Here is an 18,340-nt window from a genome sequence, read left to right on the forward strand (position 1 = left end):
ACGGATTATAAGCAATATGACGGTTTTAAGCAAAGATTCAGTGCAGTTTTTATCTGTCTGTGCAGAAAGTGCCGGTCAGAGACTGGATAATTATTTAATACGGGAATTAAAAGGAGTACCGAAAAGTCATATTCAGCGCATTATCCGTAGCGGGGAAGTCCGGCTGAACAAAAAACGCTGTAAAGGAACAGACCGGATTCAGACCAATGATGAGATCCGTTTACCTCCTATTCGCATTGCGGCCAGACACGCATCCGCAACAACTTTAGCTATTCCTGCTCAGGAATTTACGGTTGTTTATGAAGATGATGTATTACTTGTGATTAACAAACCAGCAGGTATTGCTGTACATGGCGGCAGTGGTATTAGCTTTGGCGTCATTGAGCAGCTGCGCCGCGCCCGCCCTGAATCCCGTTATCTGGAGCTGGTTCACCGGCTGGATAAAGATACCAGCGGCTTGCTGATGATAGCCAAAAAACGCAGTGCTTTGGTCAAACTGCATGAATCAATCCGCCAGAATCATCCGCATAAAGTGTACCTGGCCCTGGCCATTGGCAACTGGCCGGAAAATATACGACAAGTTAAACTTCCACTGCTGAAATATACCGGTGCACAAGGGGAAAAAATGGTACGTATCGCCGGTAATACTCAGGAAGGACAACGGGCACATACACAGTTCCGGATACTGCAACGTTATGCAGGCGAACAATTACACCATATGGGCATCAGAGCATTAACACTAATGGAAGCAACACTTAAAACAGGCCGCACCCACCAGATACGTGTCCATATGCAATCACAGTTATGCCCTATTGCCGGAGATGAGCGTTATGGTGATTATCAGATAAATAAGCGCCTGCAAAAAGCCGGGCTGAAAAGAATGTTTTTACATGCTTCTGAATTAACGCTGACTCATCCGGTTAGTGGCGATATTTTACAGCTTACCGCTCCTTTACCGGATGATCTGCAACTATTCCTGAATCATTTGCCAGAAACCTCTAGCAAAATGTAAACGATGTTTATATCTGTCTGTATCTGCCTGTATCAAAATGCTTGCTGCTGCAGCCATTGTCTGAGTGCGGTACCACATTGATTATGACGCAGGCTATATTCAATAAAAGTTTTCATATAGCCAAGTTTGTTACCGCAATCATGTGAATAACCCTGAATCACAAAAGCATCTACAGCTTCCTGCTGCATCAGGGCGGCGATGGCATCAGTAAGCTGAATCTCGCCTCCTGCACCGGGCAGTGTTTTTTCCAGTTCAGACCAGATACCGGCTGAAAGTACATAACGACCAACCACAGCCAGATCAGACGGAGCCTGTTCTGTTGAAGGTTTTTCAACAATGGCACTCATCCTGATGCTGTTTCCAGAGTCAGCCTGCTGACCATTACAATCAACGATACCGTATTTATTAACTTCACTCATCGGTACACGTTCAACCATAATCTGGCTGCGCTGCGTAGTCCGGAACTGTTCTAGCATTGCAGCCAGATTATCTGTAGCCAGATTACAGGCTTTTTCATCTATCAGCACATCTGGCAGTAAAACAGCAAATGGTTCATCACCAATAACTGAACGAGCACACAGCATTGCATGACCCAAACCTTTAGCTTCACTTTGACGGACTTGTATTATTTGCATTCCACGAGGTAATACGTTTCGGATTTCATCCAATAAAACCATTTTACCTTTGTTCTGCAACTGTGTTTCCAACTCAAATGCTGTATCAAAGTGGTTTTCAATTGCCGCTTTAAATGCATGGTTAACCAGAACAATTTCATTAATTCCTGCAGCAGCACATTCCTGAACGATATATTGAATTAATGGTTTATCGGCCACAGTCAGCATTTCTTTTGGAATAGCTTTTGTGGCCGGTAACATACGTGTACCCAATCCTGCTACAGGAATCACTGCTTTCATCTAATTCAATCCTATCAAATAGTTTAAATATATTATTTTAAAACAAAAAATTACCAGCTTAATTTAATATAAAACATTTCATACTTATTGCCTGTTTGTTATTCAGAATCAAAATCAAGTTATAAGTATTATCTAAACACTTTAACCTTCATCTTACAGTTTAATCTGTAACTTACCCAGTGCAGTAAACACTTCAGCTACTGCCACTGCCCCCGGATCAGGCACACCGGCGAGATTTTGCTGATTAACGTAAGATGAACGCCCTGCTCCGGCTTTATGCATACCAGCAGTTTTTTCTGCTCCCTCTCTGGCTGCCTGTATGGCGGCAAAAAAATCCCGGTTCTGCCATGCCTCTAACGCCGGTTGTAATGCGTCAATCAGAGTTCGGTCACCTATATCTGCACCACCATAATGTTTCATTTGTGCCAGCCCGTTTAATAATGCTTCTGCCAGCGTACCGCCTGTCTGTAATTTCTGACCGGCTGCGGTGAAAAATATAGACATTAATACCCCGCTTGAACCACCCATAACAACAGACAGTCGCTCGCCAATGCACAACAACAGTTGAGGCAAATCATTTAACGGTAAGTGTTGTTGTGCCAGCTGCGAGGCAATAGCATGAGCAGCATGAGCAAATGTACTTCCAGTATCGCCATCACCTACTTTTGCATCCAGAGCATTAAGCCGATTTTCCAGCCGGATCAAAGTATCAGTAATGACAGTAATATATTCTGCTATCCGGGCATTTTCGGATGGAATATAAACTGACTGTTTATATTCAGTTTCACATACTACGGTTTTTAGTGGCTGTAAAACTACGGGTTTCTGCCATCCCTGTGTTTCTACGGGCGCATTAAGTGCCTTACTAAAGTAATCGTTCAGCTTAAGCAACGAAAGTGAAAAACCTTTCATATCCAAGGAGGTTACCAGTGACGCAGGACCAATCAGTAAATCTGTCTGTTTACTAATAGCTGAATGCGCCAGCTCGCGTGTCAGTACGGCCATTTCTAACGCAGACACACCACCCAGATTATTAATTAAAACAGCAAAACGGCCCGCTCCGGCTGATTTTGATAATGTCTGAACCAGTGTATCGATCAGTATTTTGCTATTGTGCGTATCCTCTATTGAAGCACCCGGTTCGCCATGAATACCCAGACCAAGTTCGACCTGTCCGGCTTTAATTCGTCTTTCTTCTGTATAGTCCGGTAAATTACAGGTCTGCATGGCTACACCTAAGCTATACAGATTGTCACAGGTTTGCTGTGCTATCTCGCGTACCTGAGATAAGGATTTACCTTCCTCTGCCGCATAACCTGCTATCTTATGCACCAGTACCGTACCGGCAATACCGCGGGGTTGTCTGTTTTCCGGCAGAGAAATATCATCTGCAACAATAACCATCTCCACATTTATCCCATGACTTTTAGCCTTTTCTGCCGCAAGTCCGAAATTCAGCCGGTCTCCGGTATAATTTTTGACGATTAACAAACAACCTTGTTCTCCCGTTACCGCCATAATTGCGCTAAATACCGCATCGACGCTGGGCGAAGCAAATAAATCTCCGCACACTGCTGCAGTTAACATACCTTTGCCAATAAAACCGGCATGTGCGGGCTCATGACCGGAACCACCGCCGGAAATAACTGCTACTTTGCTTTTATCCCAGTCTTTACGCATCACTACCCGAATTGCCGGGTCCGTATCCAGCCTGACAAGGTTACCTTCAGGTGCGGAAATAATTAAACCCTCAATCGCTTCATTAACCAGTTGTTTACGATCGTTAAAAAAGAATCTGGACATGATTTTCCAAGTTTTAATTACAAAATAACAAACATGAATGATGCTGAATACAGACAAAGCACATTAAACAGACTAATCGATTTCATCCTTCGAAATATACAGATATCAGTACCAACAGACTCAGCTTCAGTTTCGATACAATGTTTAAATTTATCTATAAAATACAGTACCGGATGTAGTACAACAATTTCCTTTACTCTATTGTTTCAGCTTATTAATTATCGTCTGATTTAACTTGCTCCGGCTAATAGCTGCGCTATTATAATTTAGACACTCATACAGATAAAGCTTGACCCGAATTCTTAAACAATAAGAACATAGACAAATATTAATTCAGATATAATTAGATTCCGGTTTAATTTCAGATATAAACCACTTTATAGAATTAACAGTGCTGACAGAAGCAGGATAGACTGACACAGACTAATAGCAGAGAATAAACCAAATGACAATCAAAATTAATGGATCAGGGTCGACAAATGGCAATCCTGAAAAAAATAGCAGCTGGGAACGCAATATGCTGGAGAAGCTGTTACTTGAGGTATACCGCGAACAACGGCGCAATCGAATCTGGCGCTGGGTCTGGCGGTTACTCTGGCTATGCATTATTATTTTTATCATTACAGCAGCGATGGGAAGCTCAATACCTAATAGCCCGCACACAGCGGTCATTGATCTGAGTGGTGTGATCAGCAGCGAGAATAATCAGGCAGAGTTATTACGTAAAAGCCTTAAAACAGCCTATAAGAATAAAAATGTTAAAGGCATTATCATTCGTGCCAACAGTCCGGGCGGTTCACCGGTCATTTCCAGTATTGCCTATGAAGAAATCCGGCATCTGAAAGCAAAACATCCGAAGATACCTTTATATGTTGTAACTGAGGATATGTGTGCCTCCGGTTGTTACTATATTGCCAGTGCCGCAGATAAAATTTATGCAGATCCGTCCAGCCTTGTCGGCAGTATCGGTGTTATTGGCAGCAGTTTTGATTTTACAGGTCTGATCAACAAACTTGGAATTAAACGCCGGGTAAAAATAGCCGGTAACAATAAAGATATGGGTGATCCATTTGTGCCGGAAACCCCGGAACAGGCAGAAATCTGGCAACAAATGCTAAGCAGTATTCATAAGCAATTCATTCAGGCGGTGCAGCAGGGGCGTGGTGACCGATTAAAAGTTGCTGATAATCCGGACATATTCAGCGGTCGTGCTTATACCGGTGAAGAAGCTAAAGCAGTCGGACTAGTAGATGATTTTGGCAATATTTACACAGTTGCCCGCGATGTTATTAAAGCTCCGGAACTGATAGATTACACTGATGAAACCAACTGGAAGCGCTTCGGACGAAGCATAGGCAGCACATTACAGCAAAATATTCAGGGTATGGCTGATAAACCATGGTGATATCTGTCAATAACCACACTAATTAACAGATATTCTGATTATCATGCCCGTTTATGCTTTCTGCTCTGAATTACAGAACCATAAACGGGTATATTGTTATATATCATCAGATGAAGAGGCTATTGTTATAAAACATAAAATATTTATCGGCAGCAATTAAATAATTTATTCACCTACACATACCGAATTTGATTATTTTCCACCCGAATTGATAGTGTTGTTGGTTATAATATTTCTTCCTTTTTCAATCATCAATATCATGTATCCTATTATTAAACCATTGCTATTCAGACTGGATCCTGAAAAAGCCCATTACCTGACATTAAAATCGCTGCAATGGTTACATCGTTATCATTGTGGTTTTTTACTGGGATGCAAACCAGGCTTCTCATTCATGCAGAAAAATACCAATGGTATTTTTCCTGACAACAATATTAACAATACCACAACACTGATGGGACTAACGCTCCCCAATCCTGTAGGACTGGCTGCCGGTCTGGATAAAAATGGTGAATATATTGATGCACTTGCTATGCTGGGATTTGGTTTTATAGAAGTAGGCACTGTGACACCACTACCTCAGGCAGGCAATCCTAAGCCGCGGTTATTCAGATTACCAAAGCAACAGGCAATTATTAATCGTATGGGCTTTAACAATTATGGTATTGATACTTTAATCAATAATATTGCAAATAGCAGGTATCGCGGTATATTGGGGATTAATATTGGCAAAAATGCTGCCACACCGATTGAAAAAGCAGTGAATGATTATCTGATTTGTCTGGAAAAAGCCTATCCGCATGCCAGTTATGTCACTGTTAATATTTCTTCACCCAACACACGTGATTTACGCAGTCTGCAAAGTGCCGGAGAGCTGGACAGATTATTAAACCACCTGAAAAACCGTCAGGCCCAGCTGGCTACTCAGCAAAGCCGCTATGTGCCTATTGCCATCAAAATTGCTCCCGATCTGGATGAAGAGCAAATTGAAGCTATTGCAGAGGTTGCATTGAATACTCAAATAGACGGAATTATTGCCACCAATACTACTATAGACAAAACTCCTTTGGGTACGCATAAATTTGCTCAGGAAGCCGGCGGGTTGTCTGGTTATCCCGTACAGACACAGAGTAATTACGTTCTGAATCAGTTATCTGCACACATTAATACACAAATCCCGCTTATCGGTGTAGGTGGCATTACGACTGGTACAGATGCAGCAGAAAAAATCCGCCTTGGTGCCTCCGCCATCCAGTTGTATTCAGGTCTGATTTTTCGAGGTCCCCGGTTAGTTGCCGAATGTATCAAGAGCTGCTCACAGTTAAAATAATGTATCCGCTATTACAGTAAATACTACAAATTTAAGTTTTATATTTATTTGCAGACTACTTTGCCAGACAACTGTATGCAACTGCGTTTGGCAGGAAACTCTTGCCTGCGCTATGATGTCAATCGCACTATACAAACAGACCAGATTACTTTGTACAGTTTTTATCTGTACAGATGGAGACTGCACAAAGTGATTTGATTAAATTGAAAGCTCCATCATGCATAACAGCGACATATCGCTGCCGAAGGATATTCAGCGGCCGGCTGAAACGGTACTGGTAAATATTACTCCGCAAGAAACCAGAGTAGCCGTAATGGAAGAAAATACGTTGTGTGAAATTCATATCGAACGTAATTGCGGCCATGGTCTGGTAGGCAATATTTATCTGGGTGTGGTGCGCCGTGTATTACCCGGTATGCAAAGCGCCTTTATTGATATCGGACTGGAACGTGCCGCTTTTCTGCATATTGTTGATGTACTCGAGCAGCGTCAGCAACCAGAGCAGATTCAGCGTATTGAACACACGCTGCATGAAGGACAGCCAATTGTTGTACAGGTCATCAAAGACCCGATTAATACTAAAGGCGCACGTCTGTCTACGCAGATATCACTGGCAGGCCGTTTTCTCGTATATCTGCCTCAGGATGAGCATATCGGCATCTCACAGCGTATTGAAGACGAAGAGGAACGCAACCAGTTACGTGAACGGCTGGAAAATCTGTTACCGGCGGATGCTGCTCATGGCTATATTATCCGTACCAGTGCCGAAAATGCGACTGATGCAGAATTGCAGGCTGATATCAATTATCTGACCAAGCGATGGCAGCATATTCAGCAACTATCAAAAACCTGCCCGCCTGAAACATTACTGTATCAGGATTTACCCCTGAGTTTACGTGTATTGCGTGATATGTACAGTGACAATATCAATCACATTATTGTGGACTCAACCAGCCATTATCAACGCATGCACGAATTTGCCACGAATTATTCTCAGGGTGCGCTGGATAAATTGCAATTATTTCAGGATGATTGTCCGTTATTTGAAAAATACAATATTGAAGCCAAAATTAACCGTTCCCTGCAACCACGGGTGAATCTGGATTTTGGCGGCTATATTATTATTGAGCCGACAGAAGCTATGACCACTATTGATGTCAATACCGGTGGTTTTGTCGGTGCACGCAATTTTGAAGAAACTATCTTTAAAACCAATCTGGAAGCCTGCCATGTGATTGCACGTGAACTGCGTTTACGTAATCTGGGAGGGATTATCATTATTGATTTTATCGATATGACCAACGAAACACACCAGCAGGAAATTCTGACCGAGCTGGCACAAGCGCTGGCCTACGACCGTACCCGCGTTACACTTAACGGTTTTACCAGTTTAGGTCTGGTAGAGCTAACACGCAAACGTACCCGGGAAAATCTGACCCAGATACTGTGTGAACCCTGCCCTGCCTGTCAGGGGCGCGGTCGCATCAAAACAGCACAAACTATGTGCTATGAAATTTTGCGTGAAATAGTGTGCGAATCACGTCGTCCTGATATTAAGCAACTGCGCATACTGGCCTCTCCCAGCGTCATAGATTTGTTTTTGGATGAGGAAGCCGATGCTTTGAAAATGCTAAGTGATTTTATTGGCAAGCCGATTGCTCTGGCAGTAGAAACCACTTACACTCAGGAACAATATGATATTGTGATTCAATAAATTTAATCTGCAAACGAGAAATTAAACATATGAATTTACCTGATGCTGCTCAGGCTGAAAACCTGTGGCAAACCATTCGTCATGAAACCGAAATAGCAGTCAGCAATGAACCTATACTGGCCAGCTTTCTGCACTTGAGTGTATTACGCCATAAAAATTTTGCCCGCATGCTGGCCTTTCATCTATCTACCAAAATGTCCAGTGCTGTAATGGATGCGCGCGCATTATTCGAGATTTATCTGGAGGCCTTACATCAGGATACTTCTATTATTCATGCAGCTCTGGCAGATATTGTTGCCTATTATGAACGCGATCCTGCCTGTGAAACCTATAGTTTACCATTATTGTATTACAAAGGTTTTCACGCCATACAGACCCATCGCATTAACCACTGGCTCTGGCAACAGAATCGCCATACTCTAGCCTATTTTTTACAAAATCGTGCTTCCGAAGTATTAGGAGTTGATATTCATCCAGCTGCTTCAATGGGCTATGGAATTATGATTGACCATGGTACGGGTGTGGTTATTGGCGAAACAGCGGTACTGGGTAATAATATTTCACTGTTACACGGTGTTACTCTGGGTGGCTCCGGTAAACAGAGCGGTGACAGGCATCCGAAAATCAGTGACGGTGTCATGATCGGAGCCAATGCCTCTGTATTAGGCAATATTCGTGTACATACCTGCGCCAAAGTAGGTGCCGGCAGTGTCGTAGTTAATGATGTTCCGGAATATTCAACAGTAGTAGGTGTACCAGCGCGCGTTATCAGCAAAACAGATAATCATGAAAGTCCTGCTCAGGAAATGGATCAAAGAATTTAATTTGAATAAACAGAAGTACACAATAGTTAATGTTAACCAGAAAATTCAACATAAATACGTATTTAAGATCACAGGCAGCTAAATAAACAGCTGCCTGTATTTTACAGTTTACTAATAAATCCGGAAAACATCTGCGCAGAAAACTGTCAGGACAATCAAATTATATGCTATACGCATAAAATTACATAGATAATAAAAAACGCAAACTCAACCAGAGTTTGCGATTTATTTGGTGGCGAATCAGGGATTCGAACCCCGGACACAAGGATTATGATTCCTCTGCTCTAACCGACTGAGCTAATTCGCCGTATCTCATTTCAAGAGAGACGCAATTATACGACATTTTTCTGATTATGCAAGTACTCAAAAAGAAAAATTTTTTATTTTATTGTTTTTATAAATCATTTTATATGACTTCAATTCATATGGTATTTATCTGGCGTTTAAAGAGCGATAAATGCGTATTTAAAGGGGAATAACACAGTGTTTTACCGGTTTGGCACAGGTATCTGCATGCTTTATGATACAATTCAGCCATTTTTAAATATCGCCTGTTTTCAAGGAATATCATGAGTTTGAAATGTGGCATTGTGGGTTTGCCCAATGTAGGTAAATCTACCCTGTTTAACGCCCTTACCCAGTCTGGTATTGAAGCTGCCAATTATCCTTTCTGTACTATTGAGCCTAATGTCGGTATTGTTGAAGTGCCGGATGATCGTATGGAAGAGTTGGCTAAAATCGTTAATCCCAAACGAACCCAGCCGGCCATCGTTGAATTTGTCGATATTGCCGGACTGGTAGCCGGAGCCAGTAAAGGCGAAGGTCTGGGTAATCAGTTTCTCGCCAATATCCGTGAAACTGATGCCATCGTAAACGTTGTGCGCTGCTTTGATGATGATAACATTGTGCATGTTTCTGGAAAGGTAGATCCGATTTCGGATATTGAAGTCATTGGTACCGAGCTGGCACTTGCAGATTTAGCCAGTGTAGAAAAAACTATCATACGCGAAAGCAAGAAAGCCAAATCCGGTGATAAAGAAGCACAAAAACTGGTAGCCATTCTGGAACGCTTACAACAACATCTGCTTGAAGGTAAACCCGTACGCTCGGCAGGACTCGATCAGGATGAGCTAACACTGATTAAACCTTTATGTCTGCTTACTGTAAAACCGGCAATGTATGTAGCCAACGTAGCTGAAGACGGCTTTGATAACAACCCGCATCTGGAACGTCTGCAACAACTGGCGGCACAGGAAAATGCACCTGTTGTTGCACTATGTGCAGCAATGGAAAGCGAAATTGCCGATCTGGATGAGGCTGATAAAGCCGAATTTCTGCAAGAAATGGGTTTAAAAGAACCGGGTCTGAATCGACTGATTCGCGCCGGCTACGACTTACTCGGTTTGCAAACCTATTTCACTGCCGGCGTTCAGGAAGTCAGAGCATGGACTATCCATAAAGGCGATACAGCCCCTCAGGCTGCCGGTGTTATTCATACCGATTTTGAACGTGGTTTTATCCGTGCTCAGGTTATTGCTTACGAAGATTTCATTGCCTGCGGAGGTGAAGCCAAAGCTAAAGAGGCCGGTAAAATGCGTGCTGAAGGCAAGGAATACATTGTAAATGATGGCGATGTAATTCATTTCCTGTTTAACGTATAACCATTAATCTCTTGAACCAGCTATATTCCCATCCGGAATGTGGCTGGTTTATGCATTCCGGTTAATAATAAATTTATTTTTTAGCCTGACATATCGAATCCTCTCGGTTCGGTTATCTAAACCATCTACCGGCAACCAATAAATATCAGCTTTAATATTGGTTATCCATATGATTTACCTATTATAAATATCATCATACCAATTTATAAACAGAAACTGAAAAAGTATTTCCGCCCACTACCAAACTAATGAATTATCTATTTATTACAACCACAAATGCAGCAATAAACAAATCGTGTAAAATAATGCATCATTATTATTAGGCGGTAAAACAAACTAATCACCCGAAACCAGCAAAAATATGATATTGCTATTTTGTTTTTATGAGCAGTCTGAGCCAGACAAACTTAATTTTAGCCAATTTATTTAATTTGAAAGAACAAAATCCAACCATGACCAGCGTTGTTCACGACTTACAGCAACGAGGCCTGATAGCTCAAACCACTGATGCACAGGCCCTTGATACATTATTAAACGAAAAGAAAATTACTCTGTACTGCGGTTTCGACCCGACAGCCGACAGTCTACATATCGGTCACCTGTTACCTATTCTGGTTTTACGCCGCTTTCAACTGGCCGGACATACACCAATCGCGCTGGTAGGAGGTGCTACCGGTATGATTGGTGATCCAAGCTTCAAGGCACAGGAACGTTCGCTCAACACTTTAGAAACCGTGCAGAACTGGGTAGCCAAGATACGCGCGCAGCTACAACCTTTCCTTAGCTTCAGTGGTGACAATGCTGCCATTATGGCAAATAATTTTGACTGGTTCGGCAGCATGAATTGTCTGGATTTTCTGCGCGATATCGGCAAACATTTTTCTGTAAATGCCATGCTGAACAAAGAGTCAGTAAAACAGCGTCTAAGCCGTGATGATGTAGGTATTTCATTTACCGAATTTGCCTATGCTCTGCTCCAAGGTTACGATTTTGCTGAACTGTATCGCCGCCACGGTGCTGTATTGCAAATCGGCGGTTCGGATCAGTGGGGTAATATCACCGGAGGGATTGACCTCTCCCGCCGGCTGCATCAGGCTACCGTTTATGGTTTGACACTACCACTGGTGACTAAAGCTGACGGAACTAAATTTGGTAAAACCGAAGGTGGTGCAGTCTGGCTGAGTGCAGAAAAAACCTCTCCTTACCAGTTCTATCAGTTCTGGTTAAAAGTTGCTGATGCGGATGTATATAAATTCCTAAAATATTTTACTTTCCTCAGTGTGGCAGAGATAGAGGCTATTGAAGCCAGCGATCAGGCCAGTGGCAGCAAGCCACAGGCACAGCGCATTCTGGCAGAGGAAATGACCCGCCTGATTCATGGTGAAGAAGCTCTGGCTGCAGCACAGCGTATTTCTGCCAGCCTGTTTGCCGAAGATCAGAGTGCACTTACTGAAAGCGATTTTCAGCAATTATCTCTGGATGGCTTACCTGCATTTCCGGTTACCGAATCCATCAATATCGTGCAGGCCTTAACTACTGCGTCACTGGCCAAATCCAATAATGAAGCACGCGGCTTTATCAGTCAGGGAGCAGTCATGGTTAACGGGCAAAAAATTGACAGTGCTGATTACGTATTCTGCAGCGATGACAAACGCTTCGGGCACTACACCATTTTGCGGCGCGGTAAACGCAACCATGCACTACTGGTATGGCAATAAATTTTCATATTTTGCAAATACATCACTCAAGGGAGTTAATATGAGTAACCACAGCACTATTCTGCAACACCTGCCCGTTGGCGAAAAAGTCGGCATTGCTTTTTCCGGCGGGCTGGATACCTCTACAGCATTACTCTGGATGAAACTGAAAGGCGCTTTACCTTATGCCTATACGGCTAATCTGGGACAGCCTGATGAAGATGATTATGATGCTATTCCGCAAAAAGCACTCGAATACGGAGCTCAAAAAGCCCGCCTGATTGATTGTCGCACACAGCTGGCGCATGAAGGTATTGCTGCAATACAAAGCGGAGCATTCCATGTACATACGGGTGGTATGCCTTATTTTAATACTACTCCGCTGGGAAGGGCTGTTACCGGCACAATGCTGGTAGCCGCAATGAAAGAAGATGATGTACATATATGGGGTGATGGTTCCACCTATAAAGGCAATGATATTGAACGCTTTTATCGCTACGGGCTGTTAACTAATCCGGCTTTACGCATCTACAAGCCATGGCTGGATCAACAATTTATTGATGAACTGGGCGGACGGCATGAAATGTCTGAGTTTCTGATTGCTCAGGGTTTTGACTATAAAATGTCTGTTGAAAAAGCCTACTCAACCGACTCCAATATGCTCGGTGCTACCCATGAAGCTAAAGATCTGGAAATGCTCAATAGCAGCATGAAAATCGTACAGCCGATTATGGGCGTGGCTTTCTGGGATGAACAGGTAACCATTCCGGCTGAAGAAGTAAGTGTGCGATTTGCAGAAGGTGTACCAGTAGCTTTAAATGGTGTTGAATACCATGATCCGGTAGAGCTGATTCTGGAAGCCAACCGTATTGGCGGCCGACATGGTCTTGGCATGACAGATCAGATTGAAAATCGTATTATTGAGGCTAAATCACGCGGTATTTATGAAGCACCGGCAATGGCATTGCTGCATATTGCTTATGAACGCCTGCTTACCGGCATCCATAACGAGGATACGATTGAACAGTACCGCATTAATGGTCTGCGTCTGGGCAGACTGCTGTATCAGGGACGCTGGTTTGATTCACAGGCGCTTATGCTGCGTGAAACTGCGCAACGCTGGGTAGCCAAAGCCATTACCGGTGAAGTTACGCTGGAATTACGCCGCGGTAATGATTACTCTATTCTCAATACCGAATCATCCAATCTTACTTATCAGCCGGAGCGGTTAAGCATGGAAAAAGTAGATAATGCTGCCTTTTCCCCTGCTGACCGTATCGGCCAGCTTACCATGCGTAATCTGGATATTATCGATACCCGTAATAAACTGGGTATATATACTCAGAGTGGACTGTTATCAGTAAGTCAGGATGCACTGCTACCTCAGTTAACTGATAAAAAAGATATCTTATAAAAATCTATCATTTCTAGAACCGGATAATACTAATTTATTATCCGGTTTTTTATTTTATTCAAAAATAAATTGCAACAATAAATAATATGATTTAATTACTTATCAAAGAACAAACTGTATCTATAGTAGCCCCGGCTGAACCTGAATCAGCATATGTTAAATGATCATCAGGTCGTAAAATCAATGCCTCTTCAATACTATCTCCTTCTCCTAGATAACGCGAACTGTGCTCCTCACAGTTAATTTCTTTTTTACTATAGCTTGTTCCGCTAACTCCTACTCGTCGTGAAACAGCTTCAACCAAGCCGTCAGTTTTTTTATGGTGCCATATTAAAGTATAAGTAGTATTAGGCTCATCAAAAGGTATGCTTATACTTTCATGCTGCCCAAGATATTTATCCTCCCCTGCATCACTTTGACTTTCTTCATTAATAACATTACCTGCTGTATCGCCGGTCGGATTGTGCAGAGAATACCATATAGTAAAAGGCAGGCTAATAAGCAGCTTGAGTATCGCTAAACAACATATTGCGAGAGGAAAAAGAATAAATAATCTGATTATTTTATCAAAAATACCTTCTTTAACCTGATCGACTTTAACATTACTTACTGTATTAGCTAAATTTAATTCAATCTTTAAAAATCTGGCTGCACGATTATTTTGCTCTATTGACCCACAAAATTTAAAACCCTGTTTAAGTAAACTTTTTGTGTACCGATTACAGTAATAAAAACACATGATAATAATAAACAGGATTACTGAGAATCTGGGCAAATTTATTTGAACACCAAGAAAACTAGCAATTACATACCATATAAACCAGTAAAACGTACCACGTATATCTTTAACCAGTAAAGGAGTAAAAAAAGCTAATATAATGGGTGCCGCAGTAAATCCCGTATAGGCTATTTTCATCTTACCTGTATCAGGATTAAACATGGGTATTAGCTTTCTATTTAATGCCAGAAAAGGTATCTTGATTGTAAAGGTCTGCTCCGGCTGATGATTTTCTTGAACTGGCTGCTTATAATACTCAGATTCCTCCTCTTTAGTTTCAACAGATTCTGGTAAACGAGATGAAAAAATTATTTCATGCTTTAACTGTGGATTTTCTTTAATCAATTTAGCATTATATTTTTCCCGTAATTCAGGATTAAGCAATACTTTGCGACAGTTTTGCCATTTTTCCCAATCCAGAGTCTGTTCATCTGCTGCTTTTTTCAATGCTAAACGGATTTCTTCATCAGTAGCAGTTATACTAATATGTAAAAGCGTATATAAATTAATCATATTGACACTTCTCCCTCATATCTTCCTCTTTATTAGATAGAACTCAGCATCTATTATCGATTAATCAAATAATAATTTATTTATATATAAATTACCATTTTACTCTTAAGATTTTAATATTACTGAACAAAGTATTTTATTATTCAAATAAGCAGTTTAAAACAGTCATGTATATATGATTAATATAAAAAAGTAGCTAATCGTGAACCATTAGTACGGCTCTGATATTGATTTGTAATTGGCACTATTCACCATTCTAAAAGAACTTACCGAATTGGCTCAATACAATTTTATACTTAAAGCAGTACTACTCAATTTTTTATAATTTATTTTATAACTGCAAAATCTGTTTATAAAAAATATCAGCTTATCCGAACAGCCAAACTTGATTAGTTCACATTTTGTGATATTTTTATAAATTCTAATAAAAAATTTGAAGCTGAGAAAGTACTTAAATATTACTTTTATTGACCGAGAAATATCAGATGATACACTGAATATACAGAATAATTCATACTTCCGGTTATGCTATACCGTTTTAAATTATTCACAGCTAAGTTATATATCCCGTTATTATTTATATACTTACTAAAAAATTAATCAGAATAGTATCTGGTTGTATCTTATAAAAAAGGATATTTGTTAATTTATCCTTTATTGATAAGAGGACAAATATAAAGCAGCTAACTAATAGAAAAATAAAAATATTTATGAATTAAAATATCGTTGTCTTCATTTTTCTACCCAACTTAAATATTGTGACCAGCCCGGATCAAATTCGCACTCAATTTTAATTGAAAGGGTTCTATACTGGTCTGCCAGACGTTGTGCCAATGCGATAGCTGATTGTTTATCCTGCACATACCATAACATGGTTCTTACGCCCTGATAAAATGTATTTTGACAATGAATGCCCTGTTTATTAAATCGTAGAGCCGGATTAATAGTATCTTCTAGCTCATAAACCAGAGATAAATTTTCCTTACTATCCACATAGGCTGTTATAGTTAAAGCATAGCAATAATTGAAATCACCTACCAATACATCGGCTGTCTCATTTCTTTGCACAAGTCTTTTGTTATCAGGATCATTTTGATCACTGATTTCAAATACATTCCATCTATCTTCTTTATCAGAAAGAGGAAAAATACCTGTATGCCTTAATTTATCTTGCCATAACTGATCAAACACCGTTACAAATTCATTAAGAGGTACAGCGGTTGCCTCTTTAGGAATTTCTAAAAAGTTGACACACCCGATTTTAATAGCAAAATCATATTCTCCTAATGCATGATCAAGCAAGATAAATACAGTCGACTGGGCGATTTGCTTCATCTCTTCAGGAATAGTTTTACCAAACGCAATTTCCAAAGAGACTTTACGATATTCTTCATGATGATAAATCAATAAATCAGCCGGGCTCAATGAAAAAGAATGATCATGATGCGTTATAGAGAATGCATCCAAATTTTCAACCCGCGTCCTAAACGCTTCTATTTCAAAAAAATTCAGATCCGGTGCATGTTTAATGATTCGTATCACCAGCTCAAACTGCTCAATTCGGCCTTCAGCCGTAAAAATTATTTTATGATTTTTTTTATCTCCTCGTGTAAGCTCAACAATAACATTTAATTGATTATCTATTAAAAGATTATTGAGATTTTCCATGATAGAGATTGGCTCTAGCGTATTAAATGTCTGCTCAGATGCTTTTACCTGTGTCCAGAATGTTTGAATAGCGAGAGATATCTTATCTTGAGCGATTGGTTTATCTTGTACTGATTGAATATCAGAATTTGATTTTTTTCTCCAGAATTTTTTAAAAAACATAAAGCTTCCCCTTAATTGATTGATAAAAACCATACCAAATAAGTGCCTGAGTATAAGTTAAAAATTGGTCATATTTTTCTTTTATCATAATTTTTATGATATACATCAGGTTATAAATAAATTTTCATTTATACAATATCTTAATGATGAATGATAGTTTATAATATCTATAAATCATATACTTGACTGAATTCAATCCACAAACGAGCAAAAAATACAGATAAATTCAAGTTTTGTAGCCATATGAAGACATAAGCACATATTTTGACAGGCTTAGCACTACCAATCTTTGACATAACAGCATAAAAACTTGATATAGTGTCTGGGGCTATTTTATGAGATACAGAAATTAATCAATTTAATTTTATTAAGAAAAAAATTGACTATTGTAAGGAGTATATATTCTGCTTACCTTGAAAAACTATAGTATAGATAAATATTACAAATAAATCATTTTAAATAAATAATTGAAAATATCAATATATTATCCTATAAATAGGATCTACCTAATCCTAATAAAATTAGAAGATATTAATATTAATTCAGATAAACAGATACAAACGGAAAATATAATGAAGATACGTGATTATTTTGAACATAATGGTTATGCTGTTATCAATGATTTAATTACTCCTCAGCAACTAACAGATATAGAACAACAATTAGAACAGATTAATTTAACTACTGCTGGCAGTCGTGAGTTTCTGACACAACCATGGTGTCAGATACTTGCTAACAATTTGAAAAATAATACTCAGCTTACTTCCTTGCTCCCAATAAACCCGGTGGCTATCCAATGCACATTATTCAAAAAATCAGCTGATAAAAACTGGCAGGTACCTTTACATCAGGATTTAAGCATAGCAGTCAGACATCAGTTTTCTGATACTCAGTTTACCGGCTGGTCACATAAACAAAATATGTTATTTGTACAACCGCCGGCACAATATATGCAGCAACTGGTAGCTGTGAGGCTACACATAGATGATTGCCAGCATGAGCATGGTCCGCTCAAAGTAGTTGCCGGTACTCATGAATATGGAAGAATCAATGAATCATCGCTACCACAGCTTCGAGACCAAAAAGGCGAGCAGGAATGCACCCTGTCTAAAGGAGGAGCTGTTATCATGCGACCACTTATTGTGCATTCTTCGTCAAAAGCTATTCAGACTAATGGCAGACGTGTACTACACTTTTTATATGCGCCCGGAGATTTGGCTGAAATTATTCCTTTTCAATTCTGTATTTGATTCTCTCAGCAGAACTACTCAGGATTCATATATAAAACTAATCTCAAAAACGAATACTATTAATTTTTATAATAAATTAAATCTATTGAAAGCAAAAAATACATATTTATTATTAATAAATTAATTCAAACATGTTTTAATTTACCTAATTTATTTAATCAATAATTTAATCATATCCTGCTGTTTGATACATTA

Annotated in this window: 13 protein-coding genes and 1 tRNA gene; 9 read left to right on the forward strand and 5 right to left on the reverse strand. The window is 40.0% G+C overall.

Translation table 11 applies throughout. The annotated features are described in order from the left end of the window. The first annotated feature begins 16 nt into the window (after window positions 1–16). Complete coding sequence (locus GYY70_RS09180) at window positions 17–1,012, forward strand: RluA family pseudouridine synthase (protein WP_174832134.1); 996 nt, start codon at window positions 17–19, stop codon at window positions 1,010–1,012. A 32-nt stretch (window positions 1,013–1,044) separates the two neighbouring features. Here GYY70_RS09180 and galU read toward each other — a convergent pair whose 3' ends face one another. Both galU and GYY70_RS09190 read right to left on the reverse strand, forming a co-directional pair. Continuing rightward, a complete protein-coding gene (gene galU, locus GYY70_RS09185; protein WP_174832135.1) occupies window positions 1,045–1,926 on the reverse strand; it encodes a UTP--glucose-1-phosphate uridylyltransferase GalU in 882 nt (293 codons plus the stop codon). 153 nt (window positions 1,927–2,079) lie between these two features. After that, window positions 2,080–3,729: a dihydroxyacetone kinase subunit DhaK gene (locus tag GYY70_RS09190; RefSeq protein WP_174832136.1), complete on the reverse strand. Its 1,650-nt coding sequence runs from the start codon at window positions 3,727–3,729 to the stop codon at window positions 2,080–2,082. A gap of 445 nt (window positions 3,730–4,174) precedes the next feature. Here GYY70_RS09190 and sppA point away from each other — a divergent pair, with 445 nt between their 5' ends. The 4 genes from sppA to cysE all read left to right on the forward strand — a co-directional run bounded on the left by sppA (window position 4,175) and on the right by cysE (window position 9,002). Beyond that, a complete protein-coding gene (sppA, locus tag GYY70_RS09195) occupies window positions 4,175–5,134 on the forward strand; it encodes a signal peptide peptidase SppA (RefSeq protein WP_174832137.1) in 960 nt (319 codons plus the stop codon). 259 nt (window positions 5,135–5,393) lie between these two features. Next, entirely contained in the window at window positions 5,394–6,464 is a 1,071-nt protein-coding gene (locus tag GYY70_RS09200; protein WP_174832138.1) for a quinone-dependent dihydroorotate dehydrogenase, read from the forward strand. Window positions 6,465–6,681: 217 nt separating this feature from the next. Then, window positions 6,682–8,178 carry a ribonuclease G gene (gene rng, locus GYY70_RS09205; RefSeq protein ID WP_174832139.1) on the forward strand — a complete coding sequence of 499 codons (1,497 nt, stop codon included), beginning with the start codon at window positions 6,682–6,684 and terminating at the stop codon, window positions 8,176–8,178. A 29-nt stretch (window positions 8,179–8,207) separates the two neighbouring features. After that, window positions 8,208–9,002 carry a serine O-acetyltransferase gene (gene cysE / locus GYY70_RS09210; protein WP_025331328.1) on the forward strand — a complete coding sequence of 265 codons (795 nt, stop codon included), beginning with the start codon at window positions 8,208–8,210 and terminating at the stop codon, window positions 9,000–9,002. A gap of 230 nt (window positions 9,003–9,232) precedes the next feature. Here the strand turns inward: cysE and GYY70_RS09215 are convergent. Then, window positions 9,233–9,309: transfer RNA gene (locus GYY70_RS09215), tRNA-Met, on the reverse strand. A 262-nt stretch (window positions 9,310–9,571) separates the two neighbouring features. Between GYY70_RS09215 and ychF the strand changes: the two genes are divergently transcribed. The 3 genes from ychF to argG all read left to right on the forward strand — a co-directional run bounded on the left by ychF (window position 9,572) and on the right by argG (window position 13,774). After that, the gene (ychF, locus tag GYY70_RS09220; protein ID WP_037393051.1) at window positions 9,572–10,663 is read left to right on the forward strand and encodes a redox-regulated ATPase YchF; all 1,092 of its coding nucleotides are present in this window, start codon (window positions 9,572–9,574) and stop codon (window positions 10,661–10,663) included. A 452-nt stretch (window positions 10,664–11,115) separates the two neighbouring features. After that, entirely contained in the window at window positions 11,116–12,381 is a 1,266-nt protein-coding gene (tyrS, locus tag GYY70_RS09225) for a tyrosine--tRNA ligase (RefSeq protein ID WP_174832140.1), read from the forward strand. 40 nt (window positions 12,382–12,421) lie between these two features. Continuing rightward, entirely contained in the window at window positions 12,422–13,774 is a 1,353-nt protein-coding gene (gene argG, locus GYY70_RS09230) for an argininosuccinate synthase (RefSeq protein WP_084586909.1), read from the forward strand. A 91-nt stretch (window positions 13,775–13,865) separates the two neighbouring features. Here argG and GYY70_RS09235 read toward each other — a convergent pair whose 3' ends face one another. Then, window positions 13,866–15,065, reverse strand: coding sequence for a hypothetical protein (locus tag GYY70_RS09235; RefSeq protein WP_174832141.1), 1,200 nt, complete (start codon window positions 15,063–15,065; stop codon window positions 13,866–13,868). A 732-nt stretch (window positions 15,066–15,797) separates the two neighbouring features. Next, entirely contained in the window at window positions 15,798–16,895 is a 1,098-nt protein-coding gene (locus tag GYY70_RS09240; RefSeq protein ID WP_174832142.1) for a DUF695 domain-containing protein, read from the reverse strand. 572 nt (window positions 16,896–17,467) lie between these two features. On the opposite strand from GYY70_RS09240, the gene GYY70_RS09245 reads away from it, so the two are divergent. Beyond that, window positions 17,468–18,145, forward strand: a complete 678-nt coding sequence (locus tag GYY70_RS09245; RefSeq protein ID WP_174832143.1) for a phytanoyl-CoA dioxygenase family protein — start codon at window positions 17,468–17,470, stop codon at window positions 18,143–18,145. Window positions 18,146–18,340: the final 195 nt, after the last annotated feature.

Source organism: Snodgrassella sp. ESL0324, from assembly GCF_013344955.1.
In the GTDB taxonomy this organism is placed as follows: domain Bacteria; phylum Pseudomonadota; class Gammaproteobacteria; order Burkholderiales; family Neisseriaceae; genus Snodgrassella; species Snodgrassella alvi.

What these genes read in the sequence shown, in the direction of transcription:
- GYY70_RS09180 (WP_174832134.1), top strand. Translation starts at nt 17, where the DNA reads ATGACGGTTTTAAGCAAAGATTCAGTGCAGTTTTTATCTGTCTGTGCA.
- galU (WP_174832135.1), bottom strand. Translation starts at nt 1,926, where the DNA reads ATGAAAGCAGTGATTCCTGTAGCAGGATTGGGTACACGTATGTTACCG.
- GYY70_RS09190 (WP_174832136.1), bottom strand. Translation starts at nt 3,729, where the DNA reads ATGTCCAGATTCTTTTTTAACGATCGTAAACAACTGGTTAATGAAGCG.
- sppA (WP_174832137.1), top strand. Translation starts at nt 4,175, where the DNA reads ATGACAATCAAAATTAATGGATCAGGGTCGACAAATGGCAATCCTGAA.
- GYY70_RS09200 (WP_174832138.1), top strand. Translation starts at nt 5,394, where the DNA reads ATGTATCCTATTATTAAACCATTGCTATTCAGACTGGATCCTGAAAAA.
- rng (WP_174832139.1), top strand. Translation starts at nt 6,682, where the DNA reads ATGCATAACAGCGACATATCGCTGCCGAAGGATATTCAGCGGCCGGCT.
- cysE (WP_025331328.1), top strand. Translation starts at nt 8,208, where the DNA reads ATGAATTTACCTGATGCTGCTCAGGCTGAAAACCTGTGGCAAACCATT.
- ychF (WP_037393051.1), top strand. Translation starts at nt 9,572, where the DNA reads ATGAGTTTGAAATGTGGCATTGTGGGTTTGCCCAATGTAGGTAAATCT.
- tyrS (WP_174832140.1), top strand. Translation starts at nt 11,116, where the DNA reads ATGACCAGCGTTGTTCACGACTTACAGCAACGAGGCCTGATAGCTCAA.
- argG (WP_084586909.1), top strand. Translation starts at nt 12,422, where the DNA reads ATGAGTAACCACAGCACTATTCTGCAACACCTGCCCGTTGGCGAAAAA.
- GYY70_RS09235 (WP_174832141.1), bottom strand. Translation starts at nt 15,065, where the DNA reads ATGATTAATTTATATACGCTTTTACATATTAGTATAACTGCTACTGAT.
- GYY70_RS09240 (WP_174832142.1), bottom strand. Translation starts at nt 16,895, where the DNA reads ATGTTTTTTAAAAAATTCTGGAGAAAAAAATCAAATTCTGATATTCAA.
- GYY70_RS09245 (WP_174832143.1), top strand. Translation starts at nt 17,468, where the DNA reads ATGAAGATACGTGATTATTTTGAACATAATGGTTATGCTGTTATCAAT.